The sequence below is a fragment of the Pseudomonas sp. 2VD genome (genome assembly GCF_005503585.1).
In the GTDB taxonomy this organism is placed as follows: domain Bacteria; phylum Pseudomonadota; class Gammaproteobacteria; order Pseudomonadales; family Pseudomonadaceae; genus Pseudomonas; species Pseudomonas aeruginosa.
On the sequence record NZ_SCND01000022.1, the window covers coordinates 20,387 to 33,551 of the forward strand.

At 67.8% G+C, this 13,165-nt stretch carries 16 protein-coding genes; 8 read left to right on the top strand and 8 right to left on the bottom strand.

Going from position 1 to position 13,165, the window contains the following annotated elements; translation table 11 throughout:
• The first annotated feature begins 8 nt into the window (after positions 1 to 8).
• The 4 genes from FFS27_RS04395 (at position 9) to FFS27_RS04410 (ending at position 4,957) form a co-directional block, all read left to right on the top strand.
• Complete coding sequence (locus FFS27_RS04395) at positions 9 to 1,295, top strand: murein hydrolase activator EnvC family protein (protein ID WP_003123645.1); 1,287 nt, start codon at positions 9 to 11, stop codon at positions 1,293 to 1,295.
• A 28-nt stretch (positions 1,296 to 1,323) separates the two neighbouring features.
• Complete coding sequence (gene cptA / locus FFS27_RS04400; RefSeq protein ID WP_003096067.1) at positions 1,324 to 2,634, top strand: proteolytic complex protein CptA; 1,311 nt, start codon at positions 1,324 to 1,326, stop codon at positions 2,632 to 2,634.
• On the top strand, positions 2,634 to 3,407 hold the full coding sequence (locus FFS27_RS04405; RefSeq protein WP_021263278.1) for a divergent polysaccharide deacetylase family protein: 774 nt from the start codon (positions 2,634 to 2,636) through the stop codon (positions 3,405 to 3,407). Before cptA ends, FFS27_RS04405 begins: the two co-directional genes overlap by 1 nt.
• Before the next feature lie 68 nt (positions 3,408 to 3,475).
• Positions 3,476 to 4,957: a hypothetical protein gene (locus FFS27_RS04410; protein WP_021263277.1), complete on the top strand. Its 1,482-nt coding sequence runs from the start codon at positions 3,476 to 3,478 to the stop codon at positions 4,955 to 4,957.
• A 40-nt stretch (positions 4,958 to 4,997) separates the two neighbouring features.
• On the opposite strand, the gene FFS27_RS04415 is transcribed toward FFS27_RS04410, so the two are convergent.
• The 8 genes from FFS27_RS04415 to hisB form a co-directional block, all read right to left on the bottom strand.
• Entirely contained in the window at positions 4,998 to 5,753 is a 756-nt protein-coding gene (locus FFS27_RS04415; protein ID WP_003096075.1) for a substrate-binding periplasmic protein, read from the bottom strand.
• A gap of 149 nt (positions 5,754 to 5,902) precedes the next feature.
• Positions 5,903 to 6,655, bottom strand: a complete 753-nt coding sequence (locus tag FFS27_RS04420; RefSeq protein WP_021263276.1) for a substrate-binding periplasmic protein — start codon at positions 6,653 to 6,655, stop codon at positions 5,903 to 5,905.
• A gap of 90 nt (positions 6,656 to 6,745) precedes the next feature.
• Positions 6,746 to 7,492 (bottom strand): substrate-binding periplasmic protein, encoded by a 747-nt coding sequence (locus FFS27_RS04425; protein WP_003111636.1) that lies wholly within the window; start codon positions 7,490 to 7,492, stop codon positions 6,746 to 6,748.
• Between the two features lie 171 nt (positions 7,493 to 7,663).
• Complete coding sequence (gene hisF / locus FFS27_RS04430) at positions 7,664 to 8,434, bottom strand: imidazole glycerol phosphate synthase subunit HisF (RefSeq protein ID WP_003106334.1); 771 nt, start codon at positions 8,432 to 8,434, stop codon at positions 7,664 to 7,666.
• A gap of 10 nt (positions 8,435 to 8,444) precedes the next feature.
• Positions 8,445 to 9,182, bottom strand: a complete 738-nt coding sequence (hisA, locus tag FFS27_RS04435) for a 1-(5-phosphoribosyl)-5-[(5-phosphoribosylamino)methylideneamino]imidazole-4-carboxamide isomerase (RefSeq protein ID WP_003106336.1) — start codon at positions 9,180 to 9,182, stop codon at positions 8,445 to 8,447.
• A 48-nt stretch (positions 9,183 to 9,230) separates the two neighbouring features.
• Positions 9,231 to 9,491, bottom strand: a complete 261-nt coding sequence (locus FFS27_RS04440; RefSeq protein WP_003111635.1) for a DUF2164 domain-containing protein — start codon at positions 9,489 to 9,491, stop codon at positions 9,231 to 9,233.
• Positions 9,492 to 9,494: 3 nt separating this feature from the next.
• A complete protein-coding gene (gene hisH / locus FFS27_RS04445) occupies positions 9,495 to 10,133 on the bottom strand; it encodes an imidazole glycerol phosphate synthase subunit HisH (RefSeq protein ID WP_023092720.1) in 639 nt (212 codons plus the stop codon).
• Positions 10,133 to 10,726, bottom strand: coding sequence for an imidazoleglycerol-phosphate dehydratase HisB (gene hisB / locus FFS27_RS04450; protein ID WP_003096088.1), 594 nt, complete (start codon positions 10,724 to 10,726; stop codon positions 10,133 to 10,135). The genes hisH and hisB overlap by 1 nt, the downstream gene beginning before the upstream one ends.
• Positions 10,727 to 10,886: 160 nt before the next feature.
• On the opposite strand from hisB, the gene FFS27_RS04455 reads away from it, so the two are divergent.
• The 4 genes from FFS27_RS04455 to FFS27_RS04470 all read left to right on the top strand — a co-directional run.
• Entirely contained in the window at positions 10,887 to 11,285 is a 399-nt protein-coding gene (locus FFS27_RS04455) for an acetyl-CoA sensor PanZ family protein (RefSeq protein WP_009878269.1), read from the top strand.
• Positions 11,286 to 11,321: 36 nt separating this feature from the next.
• Positions 11,322 to 11,558 (top strand): hypothetical protein, encoded by a 237-nt coding sequence (locus FFS27_RS04460; protein WP_009314450.1) that lies wholly within the window; start codon positions 11,322 to 11,324, stop codon positions 11,556 to 11,558.
• Positions 11,555 to 12,661 (top strand): NAD(P)/FAD-dependent oxidoreductase, encoded by a 1,107-nt coding sequence (locus FFS27_RS04465; RefSeq protein WP_023101649.1) that lies wholly within the window; start codon positions 11,555 to 11,557, stop codon positions 12,659 to 12,661. Before FFS27_RS04460 ends, FFS27_RS04465 begins: the two co-directional genes overlap by 4 nt.
• Before the next feature lie 93 nt (positions 12,662 to 12,754).
• Positions 12,755 to 13,165, top strand: a 411-nt coding sequence (locus tag FFS27_RS04470; protein ID WP_137951940.1) for an AsmA family protein, incomplete at its 3' end; no start/stop codon positions are given.

The following is a 13,165-nucleotide window of genomic DNA, read 5'->3' on the forward strand; positions in this document are numbered from 1 at the left end:
GCCACCCCATGCTCCGCCTCCTTCCTCTCCTGCTATCCCTCGCCTGTCTCGCTCCGGCCTTCGCCGACGAGCGCGCCGACACCCAACGCCAGCTGGAACAGACGCAGAAGGACATCGGCGAGCTGAAGAAGCTGCTGGACGGCATCCAGCAGGAAAAGAGCGGCGTGCAGAAGCAGCTGAAGTCCACCGAGACCGAGATGGGCGACCTGGAAAAACAGATCAAGGCCCTGCAGGACGAGCTGGACAAGAGCGAAGCCGAGCTGAAACGGCTGGATGGGGAGAAAAAAAAACTCCAGGACGCGCGCATTGAGCAACAGCGCCTCCTCGCCATCCAGGCCCGCGCTGCCTACCAGAGCGGACGCGAGGAATACCTGAAGCTGCTGCTGAACCAGGAACACCCGGAAAAATTCAGCCGCACCCTCACCTACTACGACTACATCAACAAAGCCCGTCTCGAACAGCTCGCCAGCTTCAACGAAACCCTCCGCCAGTTGGCCAACGTCGAGCAGGACATCTCTGCGCAGAAAGCCGAACAACTGAGCAAGCAGGGCGAGCTGGACAGCCGCCGCGAGGCGCTGGCAGCGACCCGCAAGGAGCGCCAGCAAGCCCTGGCCAAGCTGAACAGCGACTACCGCGAACGCGACCAGAAGCTCAAGTCCCGCCAACAGGACCAGGCCGAGCTGGCCAAGGTACTGCGGACCATCGAGGAAACCCTGGCCCGCCAGGCCCGCGAAGCCGCCGCCGCGGCGGAGCGCGAGCGCCAGCGCGCGCTGGCCGCCGAACGCGAGCGTGCGCGCCAGCAGCAGGCCGCCCCCGGACGAGTCACCAGCCCGCCGCGCGAACCTGCGCCGGGCCCGCTGGTCTCAAGCACTGGCGCGGTCTACGGCGGCGCGTTCGGCTCGGCCCGCGGCAAGCTGCCGTGGCCGGTGAATGGCCGCGTCGTGGCGCGCTTCGGCAGCCAGCGCGGCGACGATCCGCGGGCGAAATGGGACGGCGTACTGATTTCGGCGAGCGCCGGCAGCACCGTCCGCGCGGTGCACGGCGGACGCGTGGTATTCGCCGACTGGTTGCGCGGAGCCGGCCTGTTGGTCATCCTCGACCACGGTGGCGGCTACCTCAGCCTTTATGGCCATAATCAAAGCCTGCTGAAAGACGCCGGCGACACCGTGAAGGCCGGCGACCCGATCGCCACCGTTGGAACCAGCGGCGGCCAGAGTAGCCCGGCCGTGTACTTCGCCATTCGCCATCAGGGCCGCCCGGCGGACCCTACTACCTGGTGCCGCGCGCAGGGATAGGCGCCGAACTCGTGATTAGGAGCTGAACATGCTGCATTGCTTCCGTCCCACCACCCTGGCGCTGGCCCTGCTGCTCGGCGCGGGCGCGGCCCAGGCTGCCGACGCCCCGGCCGACGCCGCGCCACTGGCCAACGGTAGCAGTGCCCCGCTGCCCCTCGACGAGCTGCGTACCTTCGCCGAGGTTCTCGACCGGGTGAAGGCCGCCTATGTCGAGCCAGTGGACGACAAGACCCTGCTGGAGAACGCCATCAAGGGCATGCTCAGCAACCTCGACCCGCACTCCGCCTACCTCGGCCCGGAGGACTTCGCCGAGCTGCAGGAAAGCACCAGCGGCGAGTTCGGCGGCCTGGGCATCGAGGTCGGCAGCGAAGACGGCTTCATCAAGGTGGTCTCGCCGATCGACGACACCCCCGCGGCCCGCGCCGGCATCCAGCCCGGCGACCTGATCGTGCAGATCGACGGCAAGCCGACCAAGGGCCAGTCGATGACCGAAGCGGTCGACAGCATGCGCGGCAAGGCCGGCTCCCCGATCACCCTGACCATCGTCCGCGATGGCGGCAGACCGTTCGACGTCGAACTCAAGCGCGCCATCATCAAGGTCAAGAGCGTCAAGAGCCAGGTCCTCGAACCCGGCTACGCCTACCTGCGCATCACCCAGTTCCAGGTCAACACCGGCGAGGAAGTGGTCAAGGCGCTGAACCAGCTGCGCAAGGACAACAAGGGCCGTCTCAAGGGCCTGGTCCTGGACCTGCGCAACAACCCCGGCGGCGTGCTGCAGTCCGCCGTCGAGGTAGCCGACGCCTTCCTCACCAAGGGCCTGATCGTCTACACCAAGGGCCGCATCGCCAACTCCGAGCTGCGCTTCAGCGCCGACCCGGCCGATCCCAGCGACAAGGTTCCGCTGGTGGTACTGATCAACGGTGGCAGCGCCTCGGCGGCGGAAATCGTCGCCGGTGCCCTGCAGGACCAGAAGCGCGCGATCCTGATGGGCACCGACAGCTTCGGCAAGGGCTCGGTGCAGACCGTGCTGCCGCTGAACAACGACCGCGCCCTGAAGCTCACCACCGCGCTCTACTACACCCCCAACGGGCGCTCCATCCAGGCCCAGGGCATCGTTCCGGACATCGAGGTCGGACGCGCCAAGGTGACCCAGGAGCGGAGCAGCTTCGAGGGCTTCAAGGAAGCCGACCTGCAGGGCCACCTGGCCAACGGCAACGGCGGCGCCGACCGCCCCACCGGCAAGCGTGCCGCGCCGAGCGAGCGCCCGCAGGATTCCGACTACCAGCTCAGCCAGGCCCTTAGTCTGCTGAAAGGCCTGAGCGTCACCCGCGGCAACTGATGTCGGCGTTCCGCGTTGTCCTGCTGGGCCTGTGCCTGCTGTTCAACCAGGCCCAGGCCCGCCAGGACCCCGTCCCCTACCAGCGCCCGCCGCTGCTGACCGTGGTCATCGACGACCTCGGGCAGAACCTGGCACGCGACCGCCGGGTCCTCGACCTGCCCCCCGGCGTAACCCTGGCGATCATCCCGGAAACCCCGCATGCCGCCGAACTGGCCCGCGAGGCGCACCAGCGCGGGCGCACGGTGATCCTGCACATGCCGATGGACCCAGCCGGCGGTCCCTACGCCTGGCGGCCGGAGCTGACCCAGGAAGAGCGTGCGCGGCGGCTGGACGCGGCGCTGGCCAAGGTGCCGTTCGTGCAGGGCCTGAACAACCACGAGGGCAGCCGCATGACCGCGGTGCGCCCGGCGATGGCCTGGCTCGCCGAGGAACTCCAGCGTCGCGGCCTGTACCTGGTCGACAGCCGCACCAGCGCCGCCACCGTGGCCGCCAGCGAGGCGCAGCGGATCGGCCTGGCGAGCGTCTCGCGCGATGTGTTCCTCGACAACGAAGCCACACCGGAAGCGGTCTCCGCACAACTGCAGGCCGGCGTCGCCCTGGCCCGCAAGCAGGGTTCGGCGTTGCTCATCGGCCACCCGCACAAGGCCACCCTCGACGTGCTGGCGCGGGAGCTGCCGAAGCTGCGCGCCCAGGGCATCGAGCTGGTACCGCCGCAGATGCTCATCGGCGAGCGCGGCAACCGCAACGTCAACCCACGCCAGGCGCCGCACTGAAGCCGGGTTTACCGGCGTCGCGGCAGCGGTTAAGGTGACGCCCTCGTCATTCCTGCACGGACGCACCGATGGCCCGCCCTTCCCCTCCCATGCCCCTGCTCGCCGCCGCCCTGCTGGTCGCTGGCGCGATTCCCCTCGGTTTCATCTGGATCCTCACCAGCGCCAAGTTCGAGATAGGCGGCGCCAGCCCCGGCGAGAGCACCGTCGGCAAGGTCGAGAACATCGACCAGCGCGCCATGGAGCAATTCTGCACCGGCGTGCGGGCGACGCCCGCCGGCACCTGGCTGGTAGGCCGGCGCGAGGTCGGCCGCGACGAGCAGGCACTGCCCGAGGGCGTCATCGACCTGGACCTGGTGGCGGCCGCCCAGCCCAGGGAAGAAGAGTCCGAACCCCACCTCTTCAACTTCCTCAACGGCATGCTGCTATCCGGCGGCGATCCGGAAACCACCTATGTCTCGCGCCTGGGCGCGGACGGCGTGTTCCACGAAGTGGCGCGGCTCGGCGAGACCGCCTGCCTGGAAGTCACGCCGGACGGTTCCAGCGTCTTCCTGCTCACCGGCCTGCGGCGCCCGGGCAAGGACAACGGTCAGCGCGAGCAGACAGTGGTGCTGCGCAGCGACGACCAGGGCAAGAGCTGGCGGCGGCTCGAGGAAGGCTTCATGGCCGAGGCGAATCGACTGGGCTGGGCTCTCGCACCGCGCTTCCACGGCAAGGATGAAGTCTGGGTCTGGGGTGATTTCGAATACGGCGGTGCCGATGGCGGCCGGGAACCCGGCCAGCCGAGCGGGCTGTTCTATTCGCCCGACCGCGGCGCCAGCGTCGAGTCGATCGCCACCTCCGCGCCGCTGCTGGTCGACCTCGCCTACGCCCGCGAGTTGGCGCCGAACGGCGTCAGCTGGGGCGACTACAACGGCAAGCACGGGCAGATCAAGGCACACGTCGCCCAACTGGATGCGGAGCGCGCCGCGATCTGGGTAAGCCAGACCTTCCGCTATGGCCCGCCCGAAGGGCGCTACCTGACCAGCTCGGTATTGGTCACCACCCAGGCCGAACTGCGCCGCGAGGGCGGACGCTGGCAGATGGGCGCGATCCGGCGCACCGACGGCGTGGCCGTCGAGCGCCTGGAACAGAACATGGACGGTCGGGTGATCGCAGTGCTCGACCACCCGGACGAATCGCGCTCGCTGATCGCCGAGCTCGATCGCGAAGCGCTCGAATGGAAGATCACCGGCAAGCTGCCCAGCCCGTTCTGGCCCCTGCCGTCCAGTTCCGGGCTGCGCGAGTTCTACATGGGCAGGAATGTGCTGCTGGCCAACACCATGAACCACTACGAAGTGCCGCTGTGGCTGTATCCCGACGAAGAGCCGGCGAGCGTCTCCGCCAACGCGGTGTACTACTCGGACGACTGGGGATCATCCTGGCGCCGCCTGGACATCGCCGGCTACCTCGGCGTGCTCGGTTTCGACGAGGCGCACGACCGGGTGTTCTGGGCCCGCGGCAACTGGTACGACAGCCGCGACCTCGGCGTCCAGGCCTACGACCTGGACTGAGCGCCCCCTCGCCGCGCCGACGGAGGGGCGCCCGCCAGGTTCAGAGGTAGTTGGCGACGGCTTCGTCGACGAAGCCTTCCTGGCGCATCTGCTCCAGGGCCTTTTGCAGGCGCTCCACCACCTCGTCCGGAGTGTCCTTGTTCAACGCCAGGTAGAGCTTGGCCTCGTTGAAACGCAGCACCGTCTGCAGGCCGGACACGCCTTCCTGCTTGGCCAGGTAGCGACCGACCGGATCGGTGGTGGCCCACAGGTCGATCTGCCCGCCGGTAAGCTTCTTCACGTTTTCCTGGTCGCGCAGGGCGTTGATCACCGGGATGCCCTGGGCTTCCAGGTGCTGGCTGACCGCGTCGTTCTTGTAGGCGCCGAGCTTGTAGCGGGCGGCGTCCTTGAGATTCTTCACGGCGATCTTGCTGCCGGCCGGCGCCAGCAACACCCAACTGGTGTCGGCCAGCGGGCCGACCCACTTGAACTGCGGCACCCGCTCGGGGGTGTAGGTCATGGAGAACAGCCCGTAGCCGGGCTTGTCCAGGGTCAACCGGTACAGGCGGTCCCAGGGGAAGCGCAGGCTCAGGGAATAGCCGATGCCGGCGCGCCTGAACATCTCCCGGACGATGTCGGCACTGATGCCGTCGATGCCATCGTCGCGGGCGAAGTTCTTGTCGTCCACCGCCATGTTGAAGGGCGGGAAGTTCTCGGTCAGCAGCACCACCTTGTAGTCGGCGGGCAATTCGGCACGGGCCGCGGAGGCCCCCAGCAACACCCCCAGGATCAGGGTCTGGATCAGGACTTTCAGCATGGTCACACCGCTCGCTTGGTTATCGTTATTGGCTAGCGGCATCCCTGCGTCAGGACGAAATAGCTGGCTCGTCGGCCTTCCATGGCATTGCCGGCGGGGCCGGCAAAGGCGTTTCCCCGCCCGGCCCCCTGTTGGCCGGACGGAGCGAATCAGAGATAGCTGTTGAGGATGTCCTCGACGAAGCCTTCCTTGCGCATGCCGTCCAGGGCTGCCTGGAGCTTCTGCACCACTTCGTCGGGAGTCTCGCGGTTGAGCGCCAGGTACAGCTGGTCGCTGTTGAAGCGCAGCACCGTCTTCAGGCCGGTCACGCCTTCCTGCTTGGCCAGGTAGCGCCCGGCGGGATCGCCGCTGGCCCAGAGGTCGATCTGGCCCTTGACCAGCTTCTGCGCGTTTTCCTGGTCGCGTAGCGCCAGGTCGGCCTCGAAACCGTTCTTGCCGAGGAACTCGGCGATGGCATCGCCCTTGTAGGCGCCGATCCGGTATTTCTTCGCCTCGTCCAGGCTGCCCAGGGTGATCGGGCTGTCGCCCTTGGCCAGCAGCACCCAGTCGTCCGGGCCGATCGGACCGACCCACTTGAACTTGTCCTCGCGCTCGGCCAGGCGGGCGGTGACGAACACCCCGTAGCCGGGCTTCTCCAGCGCCAGCTTGTAGATGCGGTCCCAGGGGAAACGCAGGGTCAGGCTGTACTTGATGCCGGCGCGCTTGAACATCTCGCGGACGATATCCACGGCGATGCCGTCGATGTTGTCTTCCTGGGCGAAGTTCTTGCCGTTGATCGCCATGTTGTACGGCGGGAAGTTCTCCGTGAGCAGGACCATGCTGTAGTCGGGATCGGTTTCGGCGCGCGCGCCGCCGACCAGCAGCAGGGTTGCGAGCAGCGTGAAGAGCAGGCTTCTTTGCATTGTTGTCATCCTGTCAGGGGCCTGGAGCGAGGCAGAATAACCAGCGCCGCGCCGCCAGGCCAGCCTTTTGCCAGCATCGCCGGCGAGGCGTCAGTAGCGCTCGCGGATCTGCTTCAACAAGCCTTCGCTGCGCAGCGCGTCGACCGCCGTTTGCAACTTCTGCACCAGCTCGTCCGGGGTGTCCTTGTTCAGCGCCAGGAACAGCTCGGCGGTATGGAAACGCTGGACCACCTTCACCTCCTTGAGGCCCTCGCGCTGGGCGACGTAGCGCCCGCTCGGATCGGCGGTGACCCAGAGATCGATCTGCCCGCTGGCCAGCTTGTCGACGTTCTCGTTGTCGCGCAGCGCCAGTTGCACCTGCAGGCCGCGGTCGACCAGGTGCTGGCTGATGGCGTCGTTCTTGTAGCCGCCGATGCGATAGCGCGCGGCGTCTTCCAGGCTGTTCAGGTGGATGCTGCTGTCGCCGCGGGCCATCAGTACCCAGTCGTTGACCGCCAGCGGGCCGACCCACTTGAACTTGTCCTCGCGCTCCGGCGTACGGGCGGTGGAAAACACGCCATAGCCGGGCTCGCTCAGCGCCTGCTGGTAGACCCGGTCCCAGGGGAAACGCAGGATCAGCTGGCACTCGATCTGCGCGCGCTCGCAGGCGGCGCGCACGGTATCGGTGCTGATGCCGCTGATGCCATCGTTCTTGGCGTAGTTGCCGCCGTTCACCGCCATGTTGAACGGCACCAGGTTCTCGGTCAGCAGGACCAGGGTTTCGGCGCGCGCCAGGGCGCTAGCGCATAGCAGGGCCAGGCTGCCGACGCAGCCGAGAGCCAGACGGAAGATGGACATGGAGGACTCCCTGTCGGTCGCAATGTTTGTCGTTATGGCAGGGCATCGGCGCTCTAGCGGCACCTGATGCGGGGGGCGTGACTGTACCTGAAAGAAAGCCGCGCGAGTGTCGACTCGCGCTCAGGAATGGCTAGCCGATCACCGGCCCTGTGCGCTGCGGCGCAACGTGCCTCAGCGCACCACGATACCGCGGCTGGCGAGGTAGGCCTTGGCTTCCGGCACGGTGTACTCGCCGAAGTGGAAGATGCTCGCCGCGAGCACCGCGTCGGCCTTGCCCTCGAGGATGCCGGCGGCCAGGTGCTCCAGGTTGCCGACGCCGCCGGAAGCGATCACCGGCACGTTCACCGCCTCGCTGATGGCGCGGGTCACGCCCAGGTCGTAACCGCTCTTCACGCCGTCCTGGTCCATGCTGGTCAGGAGAATCTCGCCAGCGCCCAGGTCTTCCATCTTCTTCGCCCAGAGCACGGCATCCAGCCCGGTGGGCTTGCGCCCGCCATGGGTGAAGATTTCCCAGCGCGGCGCCTCGCCCGGGGCGGAAACCTTCTTCGCGTCGATGGCGACCACGATGCACTGCGAGCCGAAGCGGTCGGCGGCCTCACCGACGAACTCGGGGTTGAACACCGCGGCGGTGTTGATCGAGACCTTGTCCGCGCCGGCATTCAACAGGTTGCGGATGTCCTGCACGCTGCGTACGCCGCCGCCCACGGTCAGCGGAATGAACACCTGGCTGGCCATGCGCTCGACGGTATGCAGGGTGGTGTCGCGCCCGTCGACGCTGGCGGTGATATCGAGGAAGGTGATCTCGTCGGCACCCTGCTCGTCGTAGCGGCGGGCGATCTCGACCGGGTCGCCGGCGTCGCGGATGTTCTCGAACTTGACGCCCTTGACCACTCGGCCATTGTCCACGTCGAGGCAGGGGATGATGCGTTTTGCCAGTGCCATGCGGTTCGCCTCAGGCCTTGAAGTTGTCGCACAGCGCCTGGGCTTCGGCCACGTCCAGGGTGCCTTCGTAGATCGCCCGGCCGGTGATGGCGCCGATGATCCCCGGGGTGCGGGCGTCCAGCAGCTTCTGGATGTCGCCGAGATTGTGGATGCCGCCGGAGGCGATCACCGGGATCCGCGTGGCATTGGCCAGCGCGGCGGTAGCCTCGACGTTGCAGCCCTGCATCATGCCGTCCTTGGAAATATCCGTGTAGACGATGGCGGACACCCCGTCGGCCTCGAAGCGACGAGCCAGGTCGATCACCTGGACTTCGCTGACCTCGGCCCAGCCGTCGGTGGCGACGAAACCGTCCTTGGCATCCAGGCCGACGATGACCTTGCCCGGGAAGGCGCGGCAGGCCTCGCCGACGAACTCAGGCTGCTTGACCGCCTTGGTGCCGATGATGACGTAGCTGACGCCGGCGCGAACGTAATGCTCGATGGTTTCCAGCGAGCGGATGCCGCCACCGATCTGGATCGGCAGGTCCGGGTAGCGACGGGCGATGGCGGTGACCACCTCGCCGTTGACCGGCTTGCCTTCGAAAGCGCCGTTCAGGTCCACCAGGTGCAAGCGGCGGCAACCGCCATCGACCCATTTGGCGGCCATCGCCACCGGATCGTCGGAGAAGACCGTGGCGTCTTCCATCAGGCCCTGGCGCAGACGCACGCAGGCGCCGTCTTTCAAGTCGATCGCGGGAATGATCAGCATCGGTGAACCCTGTTCAAGTCTGTATTCGGTGGGCAGGCGCGCGGAAACTCAACTCTTTTCCAGCGCCCAGACATCGCTCTCGATGCTTTCGAACCGTTCCTTCAGGTACGACTGCACGTCGAGGATGGCCTTGTTGTAGAAGTACGGGGCGAACTCGCGGGCGAAGAAATCGAGCAGTTCCTCGGCTTCGAAGGAGCCCAGCTCCAGTTCGAAGCGGTCCTCCATGAAGCGCTTGATCGCCAGTGCCGCGTCCTGGGTCTGCGCGGCGTCCAGCTGGAGGATCGGCGTCTTGCTCTTCGCCCTGGCCATGGCCTACCAGCGCCCGTCCCAGGCCACGAAGTTCTGCAGCAGTTGCAGGCCGTGGGTATGGCTCTTTTCCGGGTGGAACTGCACGGCGAAACGCGAGCCTTCGGCCAGCGCGGCGGCGAAATCGACGCCGTAGTGCCCGTGCCCCACCACCTGGCGCGGATTGCCGGCCTCGATGTAGTAGCTGTGCACGAAGTAGAAGCGCGCCTGGTCGGGAATCTCGTGCCACAGCGGGTGCTCCACCGCCTGGCTCACCTGGTTCCAGCCCATGTGCGGCACCTTCAGGTGCTCGCCGGCTTCGTGCAGGTCCTTGCCGAAGAAGCGCACCTGGCCGGGGAACAGACCGATGCAGTCGACCCCGTCGTTCTCCTCGCTGCACTCCAGCAATGCCTGCATGCCGACGCAGATGCCGAGGAACGGGCGGTCCTGGCTGACCTCGCGGACCAGGGCGTCGAAGCCCAGGCGGCGGATCTCGGCCATGCAGTCGCGGATCGCGCCGACCCCGGGGAACACCACCCGGTCGGCCTCGCGGATCACTGCCGCGTCGCTGCTCACCAGCACCCGGCCGGCACCGACGTGCTCGAGGGCCTTGGCCACCGAGTGCAGGTTGCCCATGCCGTAGTCGATCACGGCTACCGTCTGCATCACAGGCACCCTTTGGTCGACGGCATCTGCCCGGCCATCCGCTCGTCCAGCTCGATGGCCATGCGCAGCGCGCGGCCGAAGGCCTTGAACACGGTCTCGATCTGGTGGTGGGTGTTGTGCCCGCGCAGGTTGTCGATGTGCAGGGTCACCTGGGCGTGGTTGACGAAGCCCTGGAAGAACTCCATGAACAGGTCGACGTCGAAGCCGCCGACGCTGGCACGGGTAAAGGGAACGTGCATCTGCAGGCCGGGCCGCCCGGAGAAGTCGATGACCACCCGCGACAGCGCCTCATCGAGGGGCACGTAGGCGTGGCCGTAGCGGCGGATGCCCTTCTTGTCGCCGATGGCCTTGGCGAAGGCCTGGCCGAGGGTGATGCCGATGTCCTCGACGGTGTGGTGATCGTCGATATGCAGGTCGCCCTTGCACTCGATGTCCAGGTCGATCAGGCCGTGGCGGGCGATCTGGTCCATCATGTGGTCGAGGAAGGGAACCCCGGTATCGAACCGGGCCTTGCCGGTCCCATCCAGGTCGATGGAGACCTTGATCTGGGTCTCCAGGGTGTCGCGCGCGACGGATGCCTTGCGTTCGGCCATCACCAGCTCCACAGCTAACACTGCACGTAATTATAAGAGGGCCAGCATTATAGGCAGGCCCGGGCTGGCGCTGCCAGCCGCGACCGTCGGCGCGAATCGCCCCACGGGCGGCGGGCCAGGCCTTACACTGCGCTCCTTTCATCCCGCCGCGGAGAGCCGCATGCCCGTGATCGTCGAAACCCTCGCCCAACCCAGCGCCCAGGATCGCCTGGACCTGGCGAAGATCTACGCCGACGCACCGGACTGGCTGTTCGCCCCGCATGCCGACGGCGCGGCGCTGGTCGCGGCCGGGCTGGCCGCCGGCGAGCTGATCGCCGGGCGCTTCAACGACCGCCTGCTGGGTGCCGCCCTGCTGCGGCGCGGCGGCGACGCCTGGCAGCTGTCGCACCTTTGCGTGCGCGGCATCACCCGCGGCCGCGGGGTCGGCCGACGCCTCCTCGACGAGGCCCGGCGCCTGGCTGCCGAAGCCGGCAAGCCGCTGCGCCTGGTCGCCCCGGACGGGCACCTGGAATCCCTCGCCCTCGCCGCGCGCCACGGGCTGCCGCTGGACAGCCTCTGATATGCTCGGCGGCGGTCCCAGCCAAGGAGCTTCGCCATGTCCTTTTCCACCGCCGAACGCACCGCCCTGCTCGCCCTCAAGGGAGTCGGCCCGACCGTGCTGCAACGCCTGGAACAGATGGGCCTGGACAGTTTCGTCCGGCTGCGCGACAGCGATGCCGCGAGCATCCTCGCCCAAGGCGCGGCCCTGACCGGCTCCAGTTGCTGGAAGAACAGCCCGCAGGCGCGGGCAGCGATCGTCGCCGTGCTGCAGCGCGCAGCCAGCGACGCATGAACGACGTCGACGTACTGGTAGTCGGCGCCGGCGCCCTCGGCCTGGCCTGCGCCGCGCGCCTGGCCGAAGCCGGCCACGGCGTACTGGTGGCGGAGCGCGAACGGCTGGTCGGTAGCCACACCTCCAGTCGCAATTCCGAAGTGATCCACGCCGGCCTCTACTACCCGCCCGGCTCGCTCAAGGCCGATCTCTGCCTGGAAGGCCGCGAACGCCTGTACGCCTGGTGCGCCCGCCACGGCGTCGGCCACCGGCGCATCGGCAAGCTGCTGGTGGCGGTGGAGGAAAACGAGCGCGAGAAGCTTCAGGCCCTGGCGGCCAACGCCCGCGCCTGCGGGGTCGACGACCTGATGCCGCTGGACGGCACCACGCTGCGCGCGCTGGAGCCCCAGGTCCGCGGGGTCGCCGCCCTGCTCTCGCCGAGCACGGGAATCATCGACAGCCACGCCTACCTGCAATCGCTGCAGGCCGCCGCCGAGCGCCACGGCGCACAACTGGCGCTGGACACCCGGGTCGACCGCCTGGAGCGCCACGCCGGCGGCTGGCGCGCCGAAGGACAGAGCGTCGGCGAAGCGTTCCGGTTGCGCGCGGGCTGGGTGGTCAATGCCGGCGGCCTGTTCGCCCAGGCGCTGGCGCAACGCACCGAAGGCCTCGATCCGCGCCTGGTGCCGGCGCTGCACCTGTGCCAGGGGCGCTATTTCTCCTACAGCGGCCGCTCGCCGTTCCGCCACCTGGTCTACCCGATGCCCGAGGCGCGCACCGCCGGGCTCGGCATCCACGCCACCCTCGACCTCGGCGGCCAGTTGCGCTTCGGTCCCGACGTGAATTACGTGGACAACCTCGACTACCGCGTCGACGAATCCCTCCGCCCCGCCTTCGCCCAGGCCATCTCGCGCTACTTCCCCGGCATCGATCCTCGGCGCCTGGCCGCCGGCTACGCCGGCATCCGGCCCAAGCTCGGTGGGCCGGGGGAACCCGCCGCCGACTTCATCATCCAAACCCCTGCCGAACACGACCTGCCCGGCCTGGTCAACCTGTTCGGCATCGAGTCGCCCGGCCTCACCGCCAGCCTGGCGCTCGCCGAACGGGTCGCCCGCGCACTCTGAGACGAGGTTTCGCCGCGCGCAGGGTCGGCCTGGCAAAACGGCGTTGTTATACTCGCCCGCACATTCACCGCTGCCAGCACAAAGGATTCGTCCATGAAAGCATTCGGCAAGGTCCTGGGGCTGTTCTTCCTGGGACTCTTACTGCTCGTCGTGGCCCTGGGCTTCGCCCTGACCCACCTGTTCGATCCCAATGACTACAAGGACGAAATCCGCCAGATCGCCCGCGACAAGGCCAACCTGGAGCTGGACCTGAAGGGCGACATCGGCTGGAGCCTGTTCCCCTGGCTGGGCCTGGAGCTGCACGACACCAGCATCGCCAGTACCGCCACGCCGACCAAGCCGTTCGCCGACCTGCAGATGCTCGGCCTGTCGGTGCGGGTCCTGCCGCTGCTGCGCAAGGACGTGCAGATGAGCGCGATCCGCGTCGAAGGCCTGAGCCTGGACCTGGTCCGCGACAAGCAGGGCAAGGGCAACTGGGAAAACATCGGCAAGCCGGCCCAGCCC